The organism is Mesorhizobium ciceri biovar biserrulae WSM1271 (assembly GCF_000185905.1).
In the GTDB taxonomy this organism is placed as follows: Bacteria; Pseudomonadota; Alphaproteobacteria; order Rhizobiales; family Rhizobiaceae; genus Mesorhizobium; species Mesorhizobium ciceri.
This window is the reverse complement of the sequence record NC_014923.1, coordinates 4,743,910-4,766,418: the sequence shown is the minus strand read 5'-3', so window position 1 is coordinate 4,766,418 and position 22,509 is coordinate 4,743,910. Positions and strand designations below refer to the sequence as shown.

Annotated in this window: 24 protein-coding genes and 1 riboswitch; of the genes, 9 read left to right on the top strand and 15 right to left on the bottom strand. The window is 63.9% G+C overall.

Features of this window, described 5'->3' with window-relative positions; translation table 11 throughout:
- The first annotated feature begins 52 nt into the window (after positions 1 to 52).
- The gene (locus MESCI_RS23200; protein ID WP_013532395.1) at positions 53 to 664 is read left to right on the top strand and encodes a LysE family translocator; all 612 of its coding nucleotides are present in this window, start codon (positions 53 to 55) and stop codon (positions 662 to 664) included.
- A 95-nt stretch (positions 665 to 759) separates the two neighbouring features.
- Here the strand turns inward: MESCI_RS23200 and MESCI_RS23195 are convergent, their stop codons facing one another.
- Genes MESCI_RS23195 through MESCI_RS23185 form a run of 3 tightly spaced genes read right to left on the bottom strand, consistent with a single transcriptional unit; the run spans position 760 to position 2,654 of the window.
- A complete protein-coding gene (locus MESCI_RS23195) occupies positions 760 to 1,146 on the bottom strand; it encodes a nuclear transport factor 2 family protein (RefSeq protein ID WP_013532394.1) in 387 nt (128 codons plus the stop codon).
- A gap of 16 nt (positions 1,147 to 1,162) precedes the next feature.
- On the bottom strand, positions 1,163 to 1,609 hold the full coding sequence (locus MESCI_RS23190) for an OsmC family protein (protein WP_013532393.1): 447 nt from the start codon (positions 1,607 to 1,609) through the stop codon (positions 1,163 to 1,165).
- Positions 1,610 to 1,643: 34 nt separating this feature from the next.
- Positions 1,644 to 2,654, bottom strand: coding sequence for a zinc-dependent alcohol dehydrogenase family protein (locus MESCI_RS23185; RefSeq protein WP_013532392.1), 1,011 nt, complete (start codon positions 2,652 to 2,654; stop codon positions 1,644 to 1,646).
- Between the two features lie 97 nt (positions 2,655 to 2,751).
- Between MESCI_RS23185 and MESCI_RS23180 the strand changes: the two genes are divergently transcribed.
- Entirely contained in the window at positions 2,752 to 3,387 is a 636-nt protein-coding gene (locus tag MESCI_RS23180) for a TetR/AcrR family transcriptional regulator (RefSeq protein WP_013532391.1), read from the top strand.
- A gap of 87 nt (positions 3,388 to 3,474) precedes the next feature.
- Here the strand turns inward: MESCI_RS23180 and MESCI_RS23175 are convergent, their stop codons facing one another.
- The 4 genes from MESCI_RS23175 to MESCI_RS23160 all read right to left on the bottom strand — a co-directional run bounded on the left by MESCI_RS23175 (position 3,475) and on the right by MESCI_RS23160 (position 7,049).
- Positions 3,475 to 3,876 (bottom strand): type II toxin-antitoxin system HicB family antitoxin, encoded by a 402-nt coding sequence (locus MESCI_RS23175; protein WP_245268564.1) that lies wholly within the window; start codon positions 3,874 to 3,876, stop codon positions 3,475 to 3,477.
- Positions 3,877 to 4,072: 196 nt separating this feature from the next.
- Positions 4,073 to 5,728 (bottom strand): chaperonin GroEL, encoded by a 1,656-nt coding sequence (gene groL / locus MESCI_RS23170; RefSeq protein ID WP_013532389.1) that lies wholly within the window; start codon positions 5,726 to 5,728, stop codon positions 4,073 to 4,075.
- 62 nt (positions 5,729 to 5,790) lie between these two features.
- Positions 5,791 to 6,087, bottom strand: a complete 297-nt coding sequence (gene groES / locus MESCI_RS23165; protein ID WP_006203049.1) for a co-chaperone GroES — start codon at positions 6,085 to 6,087, stop codon at positions 5,791 to 5,793.
- Positions 6,088 to 6,251: 164 nt separating this feature from the next.
- Complete coding sequence (locus MESCI_RS23160) at positions 6,252 to 7,049, bottom strand: class I SAM-dependent methyltransferase (RefSeq protein WP_013532388.1); 798 nt, start codon at positions 7,047 to 7,049, stop codon at positions 6,252 to 6,254.
- Between MESCI_RS23160 and MESCI_RS23155 the strand changes: the two genes are divergently transcribed.
- Positions 7,048 to 8,016: an ATP-grasp domain-containing protein gene (locus MESCI_RS23155; protein ID WP_244506941.1), complete on the top strand. Its 969-nt coding sequence runs from the start codon at positions 7,048 to 7,050 to the stop codon at positions 8,014 to 8,016. The genes MESCI_RS23160 and MESCI_RS23155 overlap by 2 nt on opposite strands.
- 8 nt (positions 8,017 to 8,024) lie before the next feature.
- Here the strand turns inward: MESCI_RS23155 and MESCI_RS23150 are convergent, their stop codons facing one another.
- Positions 8,025 to 8,651 carry a TetR/AcrR family transcriptional regulator gene (locus MESCI_RS23150; protein WP_027163205.1) on the bottom strand — a complete coding sequence of 209 codons (627 nt, stop codon included), beginning with the start codon at positions 8,649 to 8,651 and terminating at the stop codon, positions 8,025 to 8,027.
- A 124-nt stretch (positions 8,652 to 8,775) separates the two neighbouring features.
- Between MESCI_RS23150 and MESCI_RS23145 the strand changes: the two genes are divergently transcribed.
- From MESCI_RS23145 to MESCI_RS23135, 3 genes are read left to right on the top strand one after another with little or no spacing between them, the layout of a single operon-like run.
- Positions 8,776 to 9,963, top strand: coding sequence for an MFS transporter (locus tag MESCI_RS23145; RefSeq protein ID WP_013532385.1), 1,188 nt, complete (start codon positions 8,776 to 8,778; stop codon positions 9,961 to 9,963).
- Between the two features lie 12 nt (positions 9,964 to 9,975).
- A complete protein-coding gene (locus MESCI_RS23140; protein WP_013532384.1) occupies positions 9,976 to 11,253 on the top strand; it encodes a D-arabinono-1,4-lactone oxidase in 1,278 nt (425 codons plus the stop codon).
- Positions 11,253 to 12,392, top strand: coding sequence for an alanine racemase (locus MESCI_RS23135; protein WP_164919957.1), 1,140 nt, complete (start codon positions 11,253 to 11,255; stop codon positions 12,390 to 12,392). The genes MESCI_RS23140 and MESCI_RS23135 overlap by 1 nt, the downstream gene beginning before the upstream one ends.
- A gap of 5 nt (positions 12,393 to 12,397) precedes the next feature.
- On the opposite strand, the gene MESCI_RS23130 is transcribed toward MESCI_RS23135, so the two are convergent.
- Complete coding sequence (locus MESCI_RS23130; RefSeq protein ID WP_013532382.1) at positions 12,398 to 13,231, bottom strand: AraC family transcriptional regulator; 834 nt, start codon at positions 13,229 to 13,231, stop codon at positions 12,398 to 12,400.
- 235 nt (positions 13,232 to 13,466) lie between these two features.
- Positions 13,467 to 13,673: riboswitch (cobalamin riboswitch) on the top strand.
- Between the two features lie 165 nt (positions 13,674 to 13,838).
- Between MESCI_RS23130 and MESCI_RS23125 the strand changes: the two genes are divergently transcribed.
- From MESCI_RS23125 to MESCI_RS23115, 3 genes are read left to right on the top strand one after another with little or no spacing between them, the layout of a single operon-like run.
- Positions 13,839 to 14,627, top strand: coding sequence for an ABC transporter ATP-binding protein (locus MESCI_RS23125; RefSeq protein ID WP_013532381.1), 789 nt, complete (start codon positions 13,839 to 13,841; stop codon positions 14,625 to 14,627).
- Between the two features lie 49 nt (positions 14,628 to 14,676).
- A complete protein-coding gene (locus MESCI_RS23120) occupies positions 14,677 to 15,624 on the top strand; it encodes an ABC transporter substrate-binding protein (protein WP_013532380.1) in 948 nt (315 codons plus the stop codon).
- 29 nt (positions 15,625 to 15,653) lie between these two features.
- Complete coding sequence (locus MESCI_RS23115; protein ID WP_013532379.1) at positions 15,654 to 16,640, top strand: FecCD family ABC transporter permease; 987 nt, start codon at positions 15,654 to 15,656, stop codon at positions 16,638 to 16,640.
- 25 nt (positions 16,641 to 16,665) lie between these two features.
- Here MESCI_RS23115 and MESCI_RS23110 read toward each other — a convergent pair whose 3' ends face one another.
- The 6 genes from MESCI_RS23110 to MESCI_RS23085 are packed head-to-tail and all read right to left on the bottom strand — an operon-like array spanning position 16,666 to position 22,475.
- Positions 16,666 to 17,601, bottom strand: coding sequence for a phosphatidate cytidylyltransferase (locus MESCI_RS23110; RefSeq protein ID WP_013532378.1), 936 nt, complete (start codon positions 17,599 to 17,601; stop codon positions 16,666 to 16,668).
- On the bottom strand, positions 17,601 to 18,263 hold the full coding sequence (locus MESCI_RS23105; protein ID WP_013532377.1) for a lysophospholipid acyltransferase family protein: 663 nt from the start codon (positions 18,261 to 18,263) through the stop codon (positions 17,601 to 17,603). Before MESCI_RS23105 ends, MESCI_RS23110 begins: the two co-directional genes overlap by 1 nt.
- Positions 18,260 to 18,703, bottom strand: coding sequence for a hypothetical protein (locus tag MESCI_RS23100; RefSeq protein ID WP_013532376.1), 444 nt, complete (start codon positions 18,701 to 18,703; stop codon positions 18,260 to 18,262). The genes MESCI_RS23105 and MESCI_RS23100 overlap by 4 nt, the downstream gene beginning before the upstream one ends.
- Complete coding sequence (locus MESCI_RS23095) at positions 18,700 to 20,025, bottom strand: phosphatase PAP2/dual specificity phosphatase family protein (RefSeq protein WP_013532375.1); 1,326 nt, start codon at positions 20,023 to 20,025, stop codon at positions 18,700 to 18,702. Before MESCI_RS23095 ends, MESCI_RS23100 begins: the two co-directional genes overlap by 4 nt.
- A gap of 5 nt (positions 20,026 to 20,030) precedes the next feature.
- A complete protein-coding gene (locus tag MESCI_RS23090; RefSeq protein ID WP_164920064.1) occupies positions 20,031 to 21,815 on the bottom strand; it encodes a bifunctional alpha/beta hydrolase/class I SAM-dependent methyltransferase in 1,785 nt (594 codons plus the stop codon).
- A gap of 51 nt (positions 21,816 to 21,866) precedes the next feature.
- Complete coding sequence (locus MESCI_RS23085; RefSeq protein ID WP_013532373.1) at positions 21,867 to 22,475, bottom strand: CDP-alcohol phosphatidyltransferase family protein; 609 nt, start codon at positions 22,473 to 22,475, stop codon at positions 21,867 to 21,869.
- Positions 22,476 to 22,509 lie beyond the last annotated feature (34 nt).

Below are 22,509 nucleotides of genomic sequence, written 5' to 3'. Positions count from 1 at the left end.
CGACCCGCAGCCCGGTACCTTCCTGGCTTGGTAGGGTGGCGGAGGAACCATCGTGAGCATCGAATTTCTGTTGACGTCCCTGATTGTCGTGGCTTCGCCCGGCACCGGCGTTCTCTACACGCTGAGCGCCGGCCTCTCGCGCGGTGCGCGGGCCAGCGTCATCGCCGCCTTCGGCTGCACGCTCGGCATCATCCCGCACATGGCCGCCGCCATCACTGGCCTGGCGGCGCTGCTGCACACCAGTGCGCTCGCCTTCGAGACGCTGAAATATCTCGGCGTCGCCTACCTGCTCTACATGGCCTGGAACACGCTGAAGGAAAAGGGCGGCCTCAGCGTCGAGCAGGATGTGACGCCGCGCTCGGCCGGCAAGGTGATTGCCACCGGTATCCTCGTCAACGTGCTCAATCCGAAACTGTCGATCTTCTTCTTCGCCTTCCTGCCGCAGTTCGTCAGCACCACCGAGCCCAATGCGCTGTCGAAAATGCTGGAACTGAGTTCCGTCTTCATGCTTTTGACGTTCGTGGTTTTCGTCGGCTACGGCATCTTCGCAGCCTCGATCCGCAGCCATGTCGTCTCGCGGCCAATGGTGTTGACCTGGATGCGCCGGACCTTCGCCGGCGCCTTCGTCATGCTCGGCGCAAAGCTGGCGCTGGCCGATCGGTAGCGGGGAGCGGTTCAGTCTCGCTGATCCGCTCTCCTTTGTTGCGCTATTCCGGGCGAAAAGCGGTTATGCGCTTTCGGGGCATTGCTCGGGGCGCGCTACCCCTTCACATAGCCCATCGCTTCGACGATCCGCCCATCGGCCACACGCATGAGGTTGACGCCGCGCAGCGAATTGCCGTCGGTCATGAAATAGCGCCAGCGGATCGTTGCCCGGTCACCGGCAACGAAGGTTTCCTCGATATCGAAGCGCGTGCCGGCCTGGGTCGCGATCGCCGTCCAAAGCCCGACGCACGCTTCCTTGCCGGCATGGCGAGCGCCGTCCGGCGCCGGCACGGTGTTCTCGATCACGCAATCCTCGGCCACCAGCTCGGCGAGTGCCGAAGGATCATGGCGTTGGAATACGTCGTTGTAGCGCCGCATGATCTCGGCGGTCTTCTGGGACAGATCGTACGCGTTTGCGTCCATGACAATCTCCTGTGTCATCTTCTTTCTCCTGGCTTCATTGACCTTTGGTGGCTTCGACGAGCGTTGCCTTGAGGGTGATCTGAGACACGCCGCCAAGGGCCCGCGAGACGAGGCAGCCCGCCTTGGCGGACTGTGTAAGGCGCTCGAATTCATCTTCGGCAAGTCCCGCGACCTCTGCCTCGGTTTCGAGTTCGATGCGGGTGATCGTCGGACCGGCAGCGGTTGCGCCAAGATGCACCTTGGCGACGGTGCTGATGCTTGTCGGGACATAATTGGCGTTGCCCAGTATGGCGCTCAGCGCCATCGAGAAGCAGCCTGCATGCGCCGCGGCGATCAGTTCTTCCGGGTTGGTGCCCGGCCCGTTCTCGAAACGCGACGGGAAGGAATAGGCGCCTTCGAAGACGCCGCTGCCGAGCCGCAACCGGCCCGAACCTTCCTTCAACGTCCCTTGCCATTTGGCCGAGGCTTCACGAATTGTCATGGTCGTTCTCCCTTGGGTTTGAGGACTCGATGGGTCAGGCGCCGTCGATGATCACCTTGCCGAAGACGTCGCCCTGCTGGAAATAGCGATAGGCATCGCCGGCCTCGGTAAAGGCGAAGACCTTGTCGATGACGGGCCGCAGGCGGTGCTGCGAGACGGCGCGCAGCATGGCTTCGAGATTGGTCCGGCTGCCGACGAACAGGCGGCTGATGGTGGCGAGGCTGCGCTGGTAGAGTGCCGCCGGCAGCTGGATCGATCCGCCTTTCGCATCCTGCAGCGTCAAGAGCACGATGTGCCCGTAAAGCGTGCTGGCGATCAGCGACTGCGTGAAGGTCGCCGGGCCACCGGTCTCGACGACGAGATCGATGCCGCCGGTCTGGTCGCGGACGGCCGCGCCCCATTGCGGCATATCCGATGTCGAAATCACCAGGTCGGCGCCCAGCGCCCGCAGCCTGTCGGCTTTCTCGCCGCGCGAGGTGACGGCGGCGACATGGCAGCCGAGCAGCTTGCCGAACTGCAATGCAAAGAGGGAGACGCCGCCCGAGCCGATGACCAGAACCCATTGGCCGGGCTTCGGAATTCCGGCGCCCGTCACCGCATTCCAGGCGGTCAGGCCGGCGCAGGTCAGCGTTGCGGCCTCTTGCCAGTCGAGATGATCGGGCAGCCGCACCGTCCATTGTTCGTCGAGAACCGCATATTCCGCCAGCATGCCGTCCAGCGTGCAGCCGAGCTGGTCGACGAGCCCGGCATGGATGCGGCCGTCGATCCAGCGCGCGAAATAGCTGCCGGTGACACGGTCGCCGACGGCAAAGCGGGTGACGGCAGCGCCGACGGCTACAATCTCACCAGCCCCGTCGCTCAGCGGCACGACGCCCTGGCGCGGCGTCAGCGGATAGGCGCCGTTGAGGATCATCGTGTCGCGCCGGTTGAGCGAGGTGGCGCGAATGCGCACCACGATCTCGTGCGCTCCCGGCTCCGGTCGCGCCTCGTCCCGCAGCACCAGGCTTTCGATTCCGCCGGTCCCTTCAAGGCGATAGCTGCGCATTTCGAACCTCAAATATATAGACTGATCTACATATTATGTAGACCGATTGTCATATTTTGCGCAAGGCCTATAATGATCTCTCCTGACAGAGGTTGACATGGCCAACGACACCCGCACCCGCATACTCGAGACGACTGGGCTGCTGCTCAGGCAGCGCGGCTATCACGGCACCTCGCTCAACGACATATTGAGCGCCAGCGGCGCACCGCGGGGCTCGCTGTATTTTCATTTTCCCGGCGGCAAGGACCAATTGGTCATCGAGGTGACGCGCGCCAGCGTTGCCGACGTGACGGAGAGGCTGGGCGAAGCGCTGGCCGCCGAAAAGGATCCGGCGGTAGCCGTCCATCATATCTACCAGTCGGTGGGGCGCATGCTGGAAGACAACCAGTTTTCACTCGGCTGTCCGATCGCGCCTGTCGTGCTGGACTCGCCCACCGACGTGCCGGAACTGGCGGAGTTGTGCCGCTCGGCCTTCGAACAGTGGATAGGCCTGCTGCGGGACGCCTTCGTCAGGGCAGGGGTGCCCGCGCGCCGCGCGCATGCATTGGCACTGCTGGTCGAATCGTCACTGGAAGGGCTGATGGTGATCGCCCGCGCCACAAGCGACCGCGCCCCGGTACAGGCCGTGGCCGATGAGGTGGCGGCGTTGATCGAAGCCGCGGTGCTTGATGGAGCAGGCCGCAATCGCGACGCGGCGATTTCCGCGGTCGGGATATCCTCACCGGGGACCTAACGTTGCGACCGCGCCTGATGTGGTCAACGCGGCAAAGACCCAGCGTATTCCAGCCATGCAGCCGAAGGCAGTGGGCTTTTTGCGCAGCTAATCCACAATGTCTTTGCGAGCAGCTGAAGTAAGGAAGGCCGAGCGTGTCTGTCCACGTTCACGCGCCGTCGCATCGATAGCTTCGAGCAGGCCCAGATCGGAAGATACGTTGATCCGCGTCGTTGATCCGCGATCACGGATCAACGGAATGACAGTCGTCATGGCGCCGTCGCGATCCTCCGCCAGTTCGGGATCGCTCATGATGGCATCGAAGTCGCGCGGCGGCGGAACTGGATCGCCATCCCCTTCCAGCATCCGGACATGGCCCGACAGCGCCTCTACGCCGTTGCGTACGGCTTCGTCGATCGTAACTCCGGCCGAGATGCAGCCAGGCATGTCGGGGAAGCTCACACCGTAGATGCTGTCCGGGTCTTTGTGGATGAAGGCAATGTAACGCAAGCTTCTCACTTTTGGTTCAGGAGGCCCGCCTGCTTCAACAAAGCGAACGGTTCCTGTCGGTATATCCCTTACGCGGATGTGGAATTGTAACGCGACCTGTAGACGACAGCCAACACCCGTTCTGACGCGTCCTAAAAGAACGAAAAAGGGCGGCATCGCTGCCGCCCTTTCCGTAAGCTTAGCCAGGTTGGCTGGATTAGAAATCCATGCCGCCCATGCCGCCCATGCCGCCGCCGCCCATGCCGCCAGGCATGCCGCCGCCAGCCGACTCCTTCTTCGGAGCCTCCGCGATCATGGCTTCGGTGGTGACCAGCAGGCCGGCGACCGAGGCCGCGTCCTGGAGAGCGGTGCGAACGACCTTGACCGGATCGACGATACCCATGGCGATCATGTCGCCATAGTCGCCGGTCTGGGCGTTGTAGCCGAAGGTCGCGCCCTTGTTCTCAAGGATCTTGCCGGCAACGATCGATGCTTCCGCACCGGCGTTGGCCGCGATCTGGCGGGCCGGAGCCTGCAGCGCACGACGAACGATGTTGATGCCGGCGGCCTGGTCGGCGTTGACGCCGGTGGCCTTGATGTTGGCCGAAGCGCGCAGCAGCGCGACGCCACCACCAGCAACGATGCCTTCTTCCACGGCCGCGCGGGTCGCGTTGAGGGCGTCATCGACGCGGTCCTTCTTTTCCTTGACTTCGACTTCCGTCGCACCGCCGACGCGGATCACCGCAACGCCGCCGGCGAGCTTCGCCAGACGTTCCTGCAGCTTCTCCTTGTCGTAGTCCGAAGTGGTCTCTTCGATCTGCTGCTTGATCTGGGCAACGCGGCCCTGGATCTCGGCCTTCTTGCCGGCGCCGTCGACGATGGTGGTGTTCTCCTTGGAGATCGACACCTTCTTGGCGCGGCCGAGCATGTTGAGGCCGACGTTCTCGAGCTTGATGCCGAGGTCTTCCGAGATGACCTGGCCACCGGTGAGGATGGCGATGTCTTCCAGCATGGCCTTGCGGCGATCACCGAAGCCCGGCGCCTTGACGGCAGCGATCTTCAGGCCGCCACGCAGCTTGTTGACGACCAGCGTGGCCAGAGCCTCGCCTTCGACGTCTTCCGAGATGATGAGCAGCGGCTTCGAGGTCTGCACGACGGCTTCGAGAACCGGCAGCATGGCCTGGAGGTTGGACAGCTTCTTCTCGTGCAGGAGGATGTAGACGTCCTCGAGCTCGGCAACCATCTTGTCGGCGTTGGTGACGAAGTAGGGCGAGAGATAGCCGCGGTCGAACTGCATGCCTTCGACGACTTCGAGTTCGGTCTCGGCGGTCTTGGCTTCTTCAACCGTGATGACGCCTTCGTTGCCGACCTTCTGCATCGCTTCCGCGATCATCTTGCCGACCGACTCGTCGCCATTGGCCGAGATCGTGCCGACCTGGGCAACTTCCTCGGAGGTCTTGATCTTCTTGGCAGCCTTGCCGAGCGCCGAGACGACTTCGGTCACGGCCAGATCGATGCCGCGCTTCAGGTCCATCGGGTTCATGCCGGCGGCAACGGCCTTGTGGCCTTCCTGGACGATCGACTGCGCCAGAACGGTCGCGGTCGTGGTGCCGTCGCCGGCGATGTCGTTGGTCTTCGAAGCAACTTCGCGGACCATCTGCGCGCCCATGTTCTCGAACTTGTCTTCAAGCTCGATTTCCTTGGCGACGGTGACGCCGTCCTTGGTGATGCGCGGGGCGCCGAACGACTTGTCGATGACGACGTTGCGGCCCTTGGGGCCGAGCGTGACCTTCACCGCGTCGGCGAGGATGTTGACGCCGCGCAGCATGCGCTCGCGGGCATCACGGGAGAATTTTACGTCTTTGGCAGCCATTTTTAGCTCCTGGCAGGGGCTTTGATCGAGCCCGGGAATTCAGTTGACGGAAAGGCCTGATATCAGCCGATGATGCCCATGATGTCGGATTCCTTCATGATCAGAAGGTCTTCGCCATTGAGCTTGACTTCGGTGCCCGACCACTTGCCGAACAGGATGCGGTCGCCGGCCTTGACGTCCAGCGGGACCAGCTTGCCAGCTTCGTCACGAGCGCCGGAGCCGACAGCGATGATCTCGCCTTCCTGCGGCTTTTCCTTTGCCGTGTCGGGGATGATGATCCCGCCAGCGGTCTTGGATTCGGATTCGACCCGGCGAACGACCACGCGGTCATGAAGCGGGCGGAACTTCGACTTTGCCATTTTTTCTTCCTCGATGAGAACGGTGAGAAACAGTTCCTCCATCCGGCGGCGCCGGACATGTGGTTAGCACTCACCAAAGGCGAGTGCTAACGTGGCGCTGAAATAGGCTGGCGGCGCGCCGGAGTCAAGGCGCTCGGAGCGCCTCTTGGCGCATGATGATGAACTTACCGGTGCCTGGCCGAACCGAGCACCAGAAGCGGGCACCGTTCCGCCAGCGGATAGCTTCCGCTCGGCACGACGCGCACGTCGCCGAACCAGTTGGCTGCCTCGTTGGTCAGCGTGGCCAGCGTCGCGAAGCTGTAGCTTATGTCCGAGCCTGCATAGACGTCGATCGTGTTGATCGAGCTCATGCTCCATCCTGTTCGCGCGGCAAGAGCTTCGCGGTCCGGAAACAGTCTGCCGAATGCATCGCGGATCGTTGCCACCTTGATGGTAAAATCGCGGTCGTCGGTCGTACACGCCATCGCAATCCGCCATTTGAGCGCGTGGAAATTCTCGATCCCGCCGGCCAGAACCAGAGCTTCGATGCCGCACAGATCGTCCGCCGTTTCCGGTCGTGCGAAGACGCGGATCGCTGCGCGCCTGCCAGGCTTCAGCACCCTGGCGACCTCGCCAAACAACGAACTGCGCGCCGCCTGGGAAGCGACCGCCGACAGGCATCCGTCGCCGATGACGGCGTCGATGCTTGCGCGGTCCACGGGCAGGTTAAGCCAGTTGCCGGCGATTGCCCGTCGCGAGCCGTCGTCGCCAGCCCATACGCCGGAAATCATGGCCGCCGACTGGTCGACCGCCAACATCGACTTGCCCAGAACTGCCAATTCCGGGGTAACCCCCAAGAGAAGGACATCGGCATTTCCGAGATCAAGTTCGCGATCGAATATAGCGACGGTTTCCGCTGTCGGCCGGAGCGGCGCTTCCAGAAGTTTCCAATGGCGGTGGTAATCGTCCCAATGATTTGTCATGCAATTCCATTGGCCCCCTGCACGCCTGGATTTTGGATATCACCGGGGCTTAATAGAGGTCGTTGGACAAGCCAAGACATTTCAAGGCATCTACAGACAGTCCAGGAGGTGGATAGTGGCGCGTATCGCCGTGATAACGCATGAGCATGACAGGTTCCTGGGCAGGCGCGATATTCTGCTGCGCAGGAGCAGCCCATACATGCTGTTCGACATTCTTGCGGAATTGAAAAGGCGCGGCCATTCGGTTCGGGTTCAGCAAGGCCTGTCGAAGCCGGTCAGCGCCGATATGGCGGTATTGCATGTCGATGCCACGGTGACGCCCACGGACTATGTCGACTATGCCCGGAGTTTTGCATTCTGCCTCAACATCGGCGCCGCCGACATATCCAAACGGCGGATCAGTGGTGCATTGATCGACAAAACCGACAGCTGGCAAGGTCAGGTGATCGTCAAAAGCAATCTCAACAATCGGGGAATCCCGGAGACGCTCCTCAACCGGCGATCCGAGCGCGCGGGCAAACAGCCGCCGTTTCCGCATTTGCCAATCTTGCACCCCTATGAGATCCACAGATCTCTCGGCGACGTTCCAGACGGCGTCTTTGATTGCGACGATCTCGTCGTGGAAAAGTTCATTCCGGAGAGAGAACCCGACGGTTTTGCTGTTCGTTTCTGGGTGTTTTGCGGAGAGCGAGAGCGCTGCACCCGCTACGTCTCCCCGAACGGCCTGGTCAAGGCATCGGAGACGATCCGGCGCGAGCCCGTCCCGGTGCCCGACGAACTGCGTGAGCGCCGGCGTGAACTCGGCTTCGACTATGGAAAATTCGATTTCGTCATGCATGAGGGCAGGGCCATCCTCCTCGATGCGAACAAGACTCCCGGCCGTCCGCAAAATCTCGTCAAGATGTTCGCGGCCGGCGCTTCGGATCTGACACACGGCTTCGAAGGCCTCGTCCATCGGGCGAAATAGGCGCGGCTCTAGAGGAACAGCCGCAGCTGCGTGTGAATGATAGACCGGTAATCCTCGATGGTCCGGCGGCTTTCCGCTTCGCCCTCGGCAAGCGCCAGGCGCACCACGCCGCCGGCGAGCTGGAAGATCAGCAGAACCATGCGTTCGAACTGCTCGCGCCTCTCGGGCTCCAGCAAGGCGATGACATGGTCGCAGAACATTTTGGCTTGGTGCCGCGTTTCGGCGAGGTCGAGGTTCTTGAGCGCCTTGTCGGCCTGGATGGCGTTCTGCAGATCCTGGATGGCCGGATCGCCGGCGACACGGCTGAGATAATCATCGAGCAGCCGGTCAGCGGCCACGATGACATCTTTCGCCTCGTGGATTTCGGCGATGATCGTCGTCAGCCGTGCCCGGCTGACCTCTGAAAACCGCTCATAGAGCATCGCCAGGATCGCCGATTTGTTGGGAAAGTAGTGGTAGACGGTGGCGATTGGCCCGCCCGCCAGCATGCCGACCTCCTTCATAGTGACGGCGTCGATACCCTTTTCCCCGATCAGCCGCATGGTCGTCGACAGGATCGCGTCGATGCGCTCGCGGCTGCGTTCCTGCTTGGGCTTGCGCCTCGGCTCGGTCGCCATTCTCTTCAATTCCGTCATGCACCGATCTTTCGCACGGTTTTTAGATTCCGGTTGACAAGAAATATGATCAAGTATCAGTTTCTGAAATACTGACAGGTTGTCAGCTTTTTTGCCTCGCGGCAAGGACGTTGGGGAGGCGCCTTTGGCTTCGACAGATATCGGCCACGCAGGCAGTGGCGACTGGCTGGTCGGCAATCCGACCAGCTGGCAGCTCGCCTCGGCCCTGTGGATCGGTTCGGTCGGCCTGCTCATCCTCGGCCTGCAGCCGGTGCTGCTCGGAGCTCTCTACACCGAAGGCCATGTCAGCGGCGACGAACTGGCGCTGGTTGCCACCGCCGAGATGATCGCCATTGCCATCGGTTCGGCCGTCGTGGCGATGCTGCTTTCGGCCCACAATATGCGCTGGAAAAGTGCCGTCCTTCTGCTGCTGCTGGCGCTGGCCAATGTGTGGACGGCCTATGCCGCGAGCGCCAACATGCTGATTGCGGCCCGCGCCCTTGCCGGGCTCGCCGAGGGCGGTCTGGTCGCCATCGCCACCGAACTGATCGCCCGCTCGCGGCGTGCCGAGCGCATCGGCGGCTATTTCGTCACCATGCAGACGCTGGCGCAATGCGCGCTCGCCCTGTTGCTGGCGCTCTATGTCATCCCGGCCGCAGGGTCGGCGGGTGGCTTCATCGTTCTTGCCGTCGTCTGCGTCGTGTCGCTGGCGGTCGCTTTCACCGTGCCCGGTGACTATGCCGACCTGCCCAAGGAAGAGAATCTGGCCAATGTGCTGACGGTTCCCTCGATGACCGCGCTGCTGTCGGTCTTCTGCTACTTCATGTTCTTCGGCGCGGTCTGGGCTTTCCTGGAGCCGCTAGGCGCGCAATACGGCATCGATGGCCGCACCGTCGGCCTGATCGTCTCGGCCAGCCTCGCGGTGCAGGTCCTGGGGGCGATGACGGCGACCGCGTTCGAGGCGCGCATCGATTATCGCCTTGCCATCGCGGCGATCGGCGTCGTGGCGCTTGTCAGTTCCCTGGTTCTTGCCAGCAGCCCCGGCCTGACGACGTTCTGGGTCGCTGCCCTGGCCATGGGCTTTATCCTGCTGTTCATCGTGCCCTACCAGATCCGTCTGGCGATCACCGCCGACGAGACGCGCACCGCTGTGCTGCTGGTGCCGGCAGCCCAACTGTTCGGCCTGGCGATCGGGCCGATTGCGGCGTCGCTGCTCATCGATGGCAAGGATTTCCGGCCGGTGCCGGAATTCGCCGCCGCCAGCGCGGTGGCAAGCGTGGCGCTGCTCGGTCTCTTCGTCCTTGTGTCACGTCGCCGTCGTGCGGTTGCCTGAGCGGGGAGCGCCATGTCGAACACTTGGAGCAACTGGTCGGGCTTCGTAAGTGCCGAGCCCAAGCTGATCGCCAGCCCCGGCGATGCCGGTGAACTCGGTGATCTCGTCCGGACCGCGCCTGGCCCGGTGCGCGTTGCCGGCGCCGGTCATTCCTTCACACCGCTGGTGAAATCGCAGGGCACGATCCTGTCCCTGGAGAGACTGGAAGGGCTGGTCTCGCACGACGCGCAAAAACATCAGGCGCGGGTGCGGGCAGGGACCCGGCTCGGCCCGCTCATGCACATCCTGCAAGGCATTGGCCAGGGCCTGCCCAACATGGGCGATATCGACCGCCAGGCGATCGGCGGCGCGCTGGGCACAGCCACGCACGGCTCGGGACCGACGCTCGGCGCCTATCACACGCAGCTGGAGACGGTGCAGATCGTCGACGGCCTTGGCAAGGTCCGCGACTTCAAGCGGGCAGGGGATCGGGACATGATCCACGCCATCGGTGTTGCGCTCGGCGCTTTCGGCGTGCTCACCGAAGTGACGCTGAACAACATCGCGACCTACCGGTTGCGCCGCCGCAAATATGTGCTGCCGATCACCGAGATGCTGCGCGATTTCGAGGCGATGATGGCCGCGCATCGCTCGGCCGAATTCTACTACATTCCGTTTTCCGGCTATGCGCAGTTCATCGCCAGCGATTTCAGCGATGCCGCACCCACCACGCGGCCGCCGGAAGAGGACGAGGCGGGTTTGAGGACACTGCGCAGGCTGCGCACTTCACTTGCCTGGCTGCCATCGCTGCGTGGCCGCCTGATCCGATCGGCGGCCGCCAAATTTCCCGCCGAGGACTACGTGCAGGACTGGCTCAACGTCTATGCCAGCGACCGGCAGACCAAGTTCAACGAGATGGAATATCATTTGCCGTTCGAGGAAGGGCCGAAGGCGCTGGCCGAGATCATCGAGCTGACCGAGAAGCGCTTTCCCGAGGTCTATTTCCCGATGGAGGTGCGCTCGGTCACGCCGGACCAGTTCTGGCTTTCGCCATTCTACAACAGGCTGACCTGCTCCATCGCCATCCACCATGACGCCGCGAACGATCCTTTGCCGTTCATGCGGGCGGCAGAGCCGATCTTCCGCAGATATGGCGGCCGGCCGCATTGGGGCAAGATGCACAGCCTGAAAGCGGCGGAGCTGAAAAAGCTCTACCCGCGCTGGGACGATGCCATGGCGGCGCGCCGCGACATCGATCCGGAAAACCGCTTCGTGTCGCCCTACATGGCCGGCCTGTTCGGCATCGAATGATGAGCACCTATTTTTCCACCCTCTCGGATGCGCTGAAGGAAGCCGGCATCTTCCAGCCCTGCCTGCTGCTCGACCGCGATCGGCTGGACGGAAACATTGCCCTGGTAAAAAGGAGGCTGGATCCCGGCCTGGCCGTGCGGCTGGTCGACAAATCGCTCGCCTGCCTGCCGCTGCTTGCGCATATAGGCAAGGCGCTTCGCCATGAGCGCTTCATGACCTTCCACCCGCCGATCAGCAAGGCGGTGCTGAAGGCGTTTCCGGATGCCGATCTGCTCTACGGCAAGCCGATGCCGATCGGTGCGGCAAGGGCTGCGCTGGTGAAGGGTGATGCCGACTGGTCGCGTGTCTGCTGGCTGATCGACAGCGAGGAGAGACTGGCGGAATACGGTGCTCTCGCTGACGAACTCGGCATCGGCCTGCGCATCGCTTTCGAGATCGATGTCGGGCTGCATCGCGGCGGCTTTGCTGATCCCGCGGCCTTGTCGAAGGCGCTGAGCGCGTTGCCGGTCCGGCTGCATTGCGAAGGCGTCATGGCCTACGAGGCGCATGCGCCGCTCATTCCCGGCCTTTTCGGCGGACCGGCAAAGGCATTGGCGGAGGCGTCGGCGCAGGCTGCGGCGTTCGTCGCCTGTCTCGGTGCCGACCAGCGCCGCATCCTCAACATCGGCGGCAGCAAGACCGCGCTGCTTCATCGTGGCGGCGCGGCCAATGAAGTGTCGATGGGCTCGGCCTTCGTGCTGCCCAGCGACTTCGATACGCCAGGCCTCGACGGCTTCCAGCCGGCGGCTTTCATCGCTACGCCGATCCTGAAAGTGGTCGAGCCGATGCTGCCTGGCCCGCCGGCCGTTACCCGCCTGCTGCAGGCGCTCGGCCGGTTTCCGCGCAAGGGCTGCTATCTCTATGGCGGCAAGTGGATGGCCGAGCCGGTCTTCCCCCAAGGCATGAAGACGAACGGCCTGCTCGGCCTGTCCTCCAACCAGCAATTCATGGGCTTGCCCGCCGATGCGACCGCAAGGCCAGGCGACTACGCGTTTCTAAGGCCGACGCAGAGCGAGGCCGTGCTGCAGCAATTCGGGTCGATCGCCGTGTTTTCCGGCGGAAAGGTCATCGATCGCTGGCCGGCGCTGCCGATGGCGTGATCGAGCTACGCCTTCACCGGTACCCAGATCTCCAGCCCGCCATTGCCGCTGTGGGCATCGAACTCCGGTCCATAGCGCTCGAATTCCGGTGCATCCGCGATTTCGTGACCGGAGTCGGGCAGCCAACTGTTCCAGATCGTGTTGATCGTCCGGCGGATGGATGAGATGTGCTCGCGGTGCGAGAACACCGCATATTTCTGCGCCGGCACCCGCACCCGATAGAAGTCCGTCGGCAGATCCGCAAAGCCGGACACTTCGACGCCGACGACATAGTCGAAATTGCCCGCGTCGTCGCCGTTAAGGCACACGCCGTAGAAAACGCCTGAGATCTCGCCGGGGATGTTGCCGATATAGGGTGCAAAACGCTGCCACTGCATCGGAATCCCGGCGCTGGTTTCACAGCTGTAGCGTTCGCCGAGGCCGGCGATCAGGAACGGCCGGCTGGTCTCGAAGCGCGGTGGTTCGAGATTGGTGAGGAAGGACTGGTCCATCAGGATCGGCTCCACGAGGTCGAGGTTGTTGGTCGAGCCTTGCGCGCGCACCAGTTCCGGCGTGGTGCCGAACTGATCGCGGAAGGCACGGGTGAACGCCTCATGCGAGTTGTAGCCGGCGTCGAGCGCGACGGCGAGGATGTCGGGCGCTCCGCCGGCCAGCTTGCGCGCCGCCTCGGTCAGCCGGCGTGAGCGCATGTAACCCATCACCGAGCGGCCGGTTGCGGCGCCGAAGGCGCGCGTCACATGAAAACGCGACACGCCGCTGCTTTGCGCGACATCGTCAAGCGAGATCGCCTCCGGCAGATGGCTCTCGACGAACCACAGCGCTTTCTCGGTCGGGTTCATGGGGCTCCTTTTCGCATTGGCCGGATCATCTTGGCGTTTCCTGGCGCGGCCAGTTTGATCGAAATTGCGCATTCCGTGCAATCTGCGCCGATCCCATGGGCTTTCGCTTGACAGCGGGCCGCGTCATCTCCTAAGAATGTTATGTTATTACATAAAGTGAGCGTGCAATGCCTGTTTCCCTTAGCTGGCCCACCACTTCGTCCGAGAAATCCATTGCGAAGCGTTTGGTGGAAATCTACGCTGAAGTGGTGATGGTCCCCGAGCCGAAAGGCGAGGGGTGAAAAGGGAACACGGTGAGGCCTGTTCAGGTCGAGGCCGTGGCTGCCCCCGCAACTGTAAGCGGCGAGCAAAATCCGTGAATGCCACTGGCCGGCAAGGCTGGGAAGGCAGGATGGCGCAACGACCCGCGAGCCAGGAGACCTGCCATCACTGAGTTGACCGGACGGGGTGTGCCGGGAGGAAACGCGAATCCCGGCCTTGTCGGCCGGTTCGCCAGCTTCCTTCCGTCGCCAGTTTTGGAAAGTGACGGAAAGTTGGACGGCTCCATCGATCATCGCATCACCATGCGCACACTTTGCCGTCCCCGCAATCCGGCGGGCTGCAGCCGATGAGCGCAGCGCTTCTCGAAGCCCATGACCTCTGTGCCATGGCGAATGGGCGGAATCTGGTCCAGGCGGTCAGCTTCTCGGTGGCCGCTGGCGATCGCCTTGCCATCATCGGTCCCAACGGCGCCGGCAAGACGACGCTGCTGCGCATGCTGTCGGGCATGCTGCGGCCAAGTTCCGGCGAGGTGAAGCTTGGCGGACGCGGGCTGGACAGGATTTCGGCCGCCGAGCGGGCGCTGCATATCGCCGTTGTCGGCCAGACCGACCAGCCCGATCCGCGGCTGGCGGTGATCGATTATGTCGAGCTTGGCCGGGTCCCGCACGCCGGGCTGCGGCGCAGGCGCGAGGAACGCGATATCGCCGTCGAGGCGCTGCGCCGGACCGGCCTGCTGCCGCTGCTTGGCCGCACCGTCGGCTCGCTGTCGGGCGGCGAGCGCCAGCGCGCCCAACTGGCGCGCGCCATCGCCCAGCAGCCCAAAATCCTGTTCCTCGACGAACCGACCAACCATCTGGACCCGCGCGCCCGCGGCGAACTGCTCGACCTCGTGGCAGGCTTTGAGATGACGGTGATCGCGGTGCTGCACGATCTGGCGCTGGTAGCACCCTTCGCCACCAGGGTGGCGGTGATGAACCATGCCCGTCTGCAAGCGCTCGCCGCACCGCGCGAAGCGCTGGCCCAACAGCTGATCCGCGAGATTTTCGGCATCGATGTGCTGCGCCTGCGCCATCCAACCGAGGATCGAGAGTTGACGGTGTTCGAGGTTCCGAACCGTGCCGCGCCGCCGTCGTGATTGAAGCCGTTCCATAGTCGACCCGATCCCACCCACAAGGAGCATACCCGTGAAACGCCTCGCTTTTTCGCTTGCCGTCTCGCTGCTGACCTCGACCGCCTTCGCCTTCCCGGTAACCGTCGACAGCTGCGGCAAGCCGCTGACCTTCGACGCGCCGCCGAAGCGCGCTGTCATCCACGATCTGAACATGGCCGAGATGGCTTTCGCGCTGAAATTGCAGCCGTCAATCGTCGGCCTGACGGGCATCACCGGATGGTACAAGGTCGGTTCCGAATTCAAGGCAGAGCAGGGTTCGATCCCGGAGCTGGCGCCGAAATATCCGACGCTCGAAAACCTCGTGGCCGTGGAGCCGGATTTCTTCTTCGCCGGCTGGTACTACGGCATGAAGCCGGGTGGCGAGGTGACGCCCGACACGCTTGCCCCGCACGGCATCAAGACGCTGGTTCTGGCGGAAAGCTGCGTCCATCCCGACAAGAGCCGCCCCGCCGCCTCGATGAACCTGCTCTATGGCGACGTCGAAAAGCTGGGCAAGATCTTCGGCAAGGAGACAGAGGCGGAAAAGCTTGTCTCTGGCTGGAAGGCGCAGCTCGCCGACATCACCGCCAAGGTCGGCAGCGCCAAGGGCACGCGGGTGTTCCTCTACGATTCCGGCGAGGACAAGCCGTTCACCGCAGGCAAGTTCGCCATCCCCAGCGCCATGATCACTGCCGCCGGCGGCGACAACATCATGGCTGACATGGACACCAGCTGGGGCAACACGGATTGGGAAACGGTGGCGTCGCGCAATCCGCAATTCCTCATCCTGCTCGATTACCAGGACGGTGGCGGCTACAGGAAGCTGCTCGATTTCCTGAAAGCGCATCCGGCCATGAAGGAGACAGACGCGGTCAAGAACGAGCGCTTCGTCGCCCTCCGCTACGCCGAGCTGACGCCCGGACCCGCCAACATCGAAGCGATCGACAAGATCGCCAAGGCCATGCACCCGGAAGCATTTTGAGCTTGCGCCATCCGGCATTTGCGTTGGCCATGCTGGCGGGAGCGGCGGCGATCGCCGCTCTCGCTCTGCTGTCGATCGCCTATGGCTCGACGCTGATCCCGCTGGCCGACGTTGTAGCAGCGCTTGGCCGCGCAATCGGCTTAGGCGGGCACGACGTGTCCGGGCCGGTCGGCAAGATCGTCGTCGATCTGCGGCTGCCGCGCACGATCCTGGCCATCTGCGTCGGCGCGGGCCTCGGCGTCGTCGGCGCGCTGCTGCAGACGGTGACCCGCAACGATCTCGCCGATCCGTTCCTGTTCGGCCTGTCGTCGGGCGCCGCCGCCGGTGCCGTTTCCGTCATCACCGTCTTCGGCGACAGCTTTGGCATCTGGACGTTGCCGGTCGCGGCCTTCACCGGCGGCATATTGGCCGCCGGCGTCGTCCTGCTGCTGGTCGCGCGGGTGAGGGGCCAAGGGCCGGAGCGGCTGATCCTCGCCGGCCTTGCCGTGTCCTTCATGTTCACCGCCTTGACCAACTACCTGATCTTTGCCGGCGACCAGCGCGCCGCCCACTCCGTGTTGTTCTGGACGATGGGCGGCCTTGGCCTGGCGCGCTGGGACAATATCTGGCTCGGCGCGCTGGGTGCGGGCACCATTCTGGCTTACGCGCTGTGGAACCACCGCCGGCTCGATGCCTTCCTGGCCGGCGAAAACGCCGCCGAAAGCCTTGGCGTGCCAGTGGCGCGCATGCGCCGAATGACGTTTCTCGTCGCCGCCTTCTCGACGGCGATCCTGGTCTCTGTCGCCGGGGTCATCGGCTTCGTCGGGCTGATGATCCCGCATCTGTCGCGGCCGCTGGCAGGCCCCTTGCATCTGCGCCTGGTTGCCAGCTGCGCCGTCTTCGGCGCGGTGCTTTTGCTGGCCAGCGATCTTCTGGCCCGAACGCTGCTGCCGCCGCAGGAACTGCCGATCGGCATCATCACCAGCTCGGTCGGTGCGTTCTTCGTCGTCACCATGCTGATCCGCAACCGGCTTTGAGCGCCTTTGGCAACCGGTCGCCGGATCACACAGTCCAGAAATAGCGCACGATGTGGAAGAACACCGGGGCGGCGAAGACCAGGCTGTCGGTGCGGTCCATCATGCCGCCATGGCCTTCGATGAGATGGCCCCAGTCCTTGACGCCCTGGTCGCGCTTGATGGCCGAGGCGACCAGCCCGCCTAGGAATCCCATCGAGCAGGCGACGAAGGCCACGCCTGCCGCCTGCAGCGGCGAGAAGGGCGTCACGAACGACAACAGCGCGCCGAGCAGGCTCGCCGACACCAGTCCGCCGATCAGCCCTTCCCAGGTTTTCGACGGCGAGACGTTCGGCGAAAACCGGTGTTTACCAAACAGCTTGCCGAAGATGTACTGCAGCACGTCGCTGCCTTGCACGACGATGATCAGGAAGGCGATCAGCAGCAGGGTGCGGCCTTCGAAGCCTGGCACGTCGAGTGTCAGCAGGGCGGGGACGTGGCTGACGCAATAGACCGAGATCATCACCGCCCATTGCTGCGCGGCGATCCGCTCGAGGAAGCGTTCGGTGTCGCCATGCAGCGCCGTGATGGCCGGCATCAAGAGGAAGCAGTAGACCGGAATGAAGATGACGAAGAGCCCGTACCAGGCGGTCCACACCAGCCAGTACTGAAACGGGATGATGATGCCGAACATGCCGAGCAGCACCCAATGGTCGCTGCGGCGCGTATGCGTCAGCGTCACGAATTCGCGCAGCGCGGCGAAGGAAATCAGCGCAAACAGGATGGTCATCCCGTAACGGCCGAAGAAGAAGGCGACCGTCATCAGCGCCACCATCACCCACCAGGCGTTGATGCGCTGCGTGAGGTTGACAAGCGTCGAGCTCAGCGGCTTCGGCGCTCGCGCCGAAAGGATGGTGGCGACGATGCTGGCGGTGGTCAAAACCGCCAGCAGGCCGATGATCAGGATGGAGATCTCGTGGCGCATCAATCGTCTCGCTCGGGACGCGGGTTGAGCGCCAGAAGCGCGGCGTGGGCGCGCTCGAGAAAGGCGCGGCGTTCTTCGCCCGGGCCAACCGCGACAGGCGCGCCGAAAACGACGCGGCACAGCAGCGGCACCGGCAGGAACTGGCCCTTGGGCAGCACGCGCGACATGTTCTCGATCCAGCACGGGATCAGCTCGACCTCAGGCCGCGCCGTCGACAGATTGTAGAGCCCGGAGCGGAACGCCAGCAGCGGCTCGTCTGTCATGTTGCGTGTGCCCTCGGGAAACAGGATAAGCGAGTGCCCTTGGTCGAGAACCGACAGCATGATCTCGATGGGGTTTTCCTCAGGTCTCGTCCATTGCCGGTTGATGAGCACGGACGACAACATGTCCTGCGCGATGAAGCGGCGCAGCCGCGACTTCCCCCAATATTCGCCTGCGGCAACAGCATGGGTGATCGCGCGCTCCCTTTCGCTGAGACAGGCCGACAAAAGGATGAAGTCGCCATGGCTGGTGTGATTGGCGAAATAGATGCGCTGCCGCTCGGAGGGCAGGCTGCCGTTCCAGATCGGCCGCACCCCGGTCACCATCCGGGCCAGAGCCGACAGGCCGACGGAGGTTACCGTCTGCAGCAAGGTGAAGGTCTTGAGCGAAAGCTTGTTCATCGCGGCGCCCAAAACCCTGCCGCCAGAAGCGCTGCGGCAAACAGAGCCAGGGCAGCGCGCTGCTTGAACAGCAAGCGGCTTGTGCCGGCCATGCGGTCATCGAGCAAGCGTGTCGCGAACGGAGCCGGTTTCAGGCGCATGCGCGCCAACATGTCATCCACCGCGGCACCGCCGGAAGCTTCGTCGTCATGGCTCGCCATCAGTCGGAACAGCAGCGCGTCGAATGCCAGCAATGCCGACAGCGCCAGCACCGCAACCGCGCTCGCGGCGGCGATCGACAAAGCGATGGCCGCGGGCAAGGTCTCGAAGGCACCGCGCGCCGATGCGGCTAGAGGCGCAAGGACATTTGCGGCCAGCACGATTGCGGCCGGCCACGCGGCCTGTCGCATCAGCATGCCGGCGAAGCGGTCGGTGCGGTCCTGATAGGTATTGCCTGTCATGACGCCGCCCGCCCCGTGGCCTCTGCAAGGTGGACCGGCCGGCCGGCGGCCGCGAGCATCTCGCGGGCGAGCGTCGGCGTCCCGGCCCTGCCGGTCGCCACCAGCCATTCGGCGACGACGCCGGCGCTGCGCTGGAAGCCGAGCGCGCAGCACACCAGGACGGTGCCGTCGCGGCGTGCATTCTCCAGCGCGCCGGCTGCCTGTTGCCGTATCGCCAGTGGCGGCGGCAACAGGTCGATCATCGGAAAGCTGATCCAGCGGCAATCGGTTGTCGCCGGCTTTTCGAGTTCGGCGGCGAGGTCGATGACCGTGCCGAAGCTGTTGGCCTCGCTTGCCGTGGGAAAGCGCCCAAGAAAGACACCTTCGGCAATCGCCACCTGGGGGGCAAGATTGCGCGTCCAGGCCCATATGTTTGCCCTGGCGCCGAGGCGATAAGGCAAGAGCAGGACACGGCTTGCAAGCGTCATGGTGCCATCGGCGGATTTCTGGAACACCTTTTCGCCTGCGCCAGCATAGGCGAAGGCGACGATGGCCAGCGCCAGCGCCGGCCAAAGCAGGAAGAGCGCGACAGCGCAAAGGAAGGCACCGAGCGCGGCACCGGCCAGCGCGAGGACGGCGCCCATAGCGTAGAACCCCGCCAGCCGCCGCGCTTTCGCATCGTTGGTCAGCCGGAAGCCTGCAAACGGCAATGCGCCGCTGCGCGGAAACAGCCACAGCGCAAAGAACCCGAGCAGCGCGCCGGTCGGGATGTCGATGAAGTGATGCTGCCAGGTCGTCAGCACCGAGGCGCCGATGAGGAAGCTCCAGCCATGCCAGAGCGGCAGGAGCAACCCGCCGAGCCGGTGGCGCCAATGATCCCAGATGATCGCCAAAAGGGCGATATGCAGCGAGGGCGCCTGGTTGAACGGCTTGTCGAAACCGCCGAGCACGGCAAACAGGAAGCCCGGCAGGCCGGTCGTCGCCGGTCGCACGAATGTAGCGGTCAGCGGGAACAGGATGAAGCAGATAACGGCGACGATTTGCGCGGTGAGATAGCGTCCGGCCAGACGGTCGACCCCTTGCCTGTCGTTGTTGAGCAGCAGCGACAGGCCGTAGAACAGGTTGATCGACCAATAGGGCACGATGGTCCAGGCGACGAACGGGATGCCGTGCTCCCACGAGAACACGATACTGCCGACATCGTCGCGCCGCGACGCCAGCCAGTTGGCGAAGCCGTAGCTGAGATAGAAGAACGGCGCCAGGAAGGCCAGCCACAGGGCTGCCCTGACGACCACCCGGCTATAGGGTTCGGCACGCGCCACGGATGCAGGCGATGACACCATGCTGCTCAGCGGCGCCGCGCGAGCGAGACGGTGAAGATGCCCCATTGGTCGATGCGCTGGTCGAGCTTTTCGAAACCGGCGGCTTCGACGAGCTGGTCCATTTCGCCTTGCGTGCGCCGGCGCATCACCCAGGCCTCGCCGCCGCGATGCGAGGTCAGGCTGCGGGCGATCATCTCGAGCTGCGGGTGCCAAGGCTGGTTGGTGTAGAGCAACAGGCTGCCCGGCTGCATGGCGCTGGCCAATCCACCGAGCGAGCGGGCGATCATCGCATTGTCCGAGAATAGCTCGTAGAGGCCGGAAACGATGGCGAGGTCCGGCGCCGGATCGGCGTTGGCGAGCATGTCGGCATCGAAAGCGTCGGCGCGCTGGAACGTGACGTCAGCCGGCAATTGCCGCTCCGTGATCAGCTTGCGGCCAAGCTGCACGTTGAGGTCGGAATAATCCTGCAGACGCACGCTCGCCGGCTGGTCGGGGCTCTTCACGATGGCATCGAGAACATAGCGGCCGTGGCCGGCGGCGATGTCGAGAATATGCACTGGCCGGCCAGTGGTCTTGAGCGTTGCCAGGCAAGAGCCGATCAGTTCTTCGAGATGCAGCTTGCGCTGGCGGATGCCGCGCCAGCCGATAGCTTCCAGGAAGACACGGTCGACGACGCGGCCAAGGGGCGTAAGTCCGCGCGCGTCGTTTTCGTAGACATAATCCAGCGTCGAGCCGGAATCGAAGCCGGTGGCAATGCCGGTCTTCATGCCTTGGGAAACCCAGGCGCCCATGCGGATGGAGGCGCGGCTGAATGCCCAATAGAGACCCTTTGGCGACATCAAAGCGAGCGGTGAAGCAAGCCGGTCGGCCTCGTCGCGTGTGTAGCCGGCAATGTCCGCCTGCTTCAGGTCGACCGGCGCATCCGGTGCCGCGAACTGCCTGGCCAGGAACGGCCGGATCAGGTCGAGGGCCTTTGCCCGGTCGCGTTCGCCCAGCGTGTCGTGGAAGAAGCCCGGTAGCACATGACGTTCCTTGATGCGGCTGCCGAGATTGACGAAGAACTCGTGCTGCGGGCCGTGGCGCACGACCCAATCGCTGCCCGAAAGCAGAAGCTGCGTCGGCGCGGTGATGGCGCGGGCGTCCGCAACGATGCGGGCTGCATGCTGATAGAGTTCGACCAGGATGTTGGAAGCGATCGGCCGCGTGATCAGTGGATCGCTCTCGAAAGAGGCGATGCGCACGGGATCATGGGTCAGGAATTTCGCCTTGACGTAGGAATTGACGAAGAAGCGGCCCTTGATCTTCTGCCAGAGCGCTATGCCCTCCTTGGCGAAGGGCACGTAGAGTTTTACCGAGAAGGCCGGTGAGGCCAGCACCATGGCGCGCAGCTTCGGCGCATAGTCATGCACCCAGGCGGCGGCCAGAACGGCGCCGAAGGACTGCGCGATCAGCGCGATATCGCGCGTGGCGAAGCCATCCCTTTCAGCGATCTCGCGCATGAAGCAGTCGATGTCGCGCACCAGCGCCGAGAAGGACGGGGCATAGCCGCGCTCGCCGGACGAACGGCCATTGCCGCGGGCGTCCCAGGCATAGAAGGCGTGGTCCGGCATCCGCAATTCATCGACGAGATGGGCCATGCGGCCGCCATGCTCGTGGCCGCGATGGAAGAGCACCACCGCGCCGTTGGCATCGGCGGAGGCCGCCGGCCAGAAGCGGTAGAAGATCTCCGTCCCGTCATGGCTGCGGAAGACCCGCTCCTGCGCTTGCCGCGCAAGGCTTTCCGTGGCCGCGGCGGCGATCGGGTCGTGCATCATGGTCTTTCCCTCTGGCGGCCCCACTGGCGGCATGGCGAGCCTCGATGCTCAGCTGGCGCTGCCAATAAGCCCGGCGCGTATCCGGTTTATGGCGGTCAGCAGCGAAAGCGTTGCCATGGCCGGAAACACAAATGGCGCGATCGATACCGGCCACAGCCCTGGGGCGCACAGCACGGCGACGACGCCGAGCGCCAGCGCCCTGTCGCTCTTGCCGAACGGCCCGGCATAGTTGCGGCCGATCTTGGCGGCGATGCCGAGCACGCCGGCAAACTCGGTCAGCACCGCCGATATTGCGAAGGCGACGACGCCCCATGCGCCAAATTCCGGAAAGACGGCAAAAGGCAAGATCAGCGCGAGGTCCGAAACGACGTCGCACAACTCGTTCAGATACATGCCGAGCGTCGAGGCTTGGCCATGCTCGCGCGCCAGCATGCCGTCCACGGCATTCAGCGCCATGCGCACGAACATCACCACGGGGATAAGCAACAGCAGCCAGCGCCATTCATGCCGGATCGCAATGGCCGCGCCGGCGGCTATCGACATCGCGGCCGCCAGGATGGTTATGCTGTTTGCGGTGACCCCGATAGCCGCCAGCCGATTGACCAGCGGCCGCAGTCGACCCTGGAAGGCCGGCTTGAGAGCGTAAAGCGTCGGCATTGCGTTGATCCCCCGATCCTGTTCTGCGGCTGTA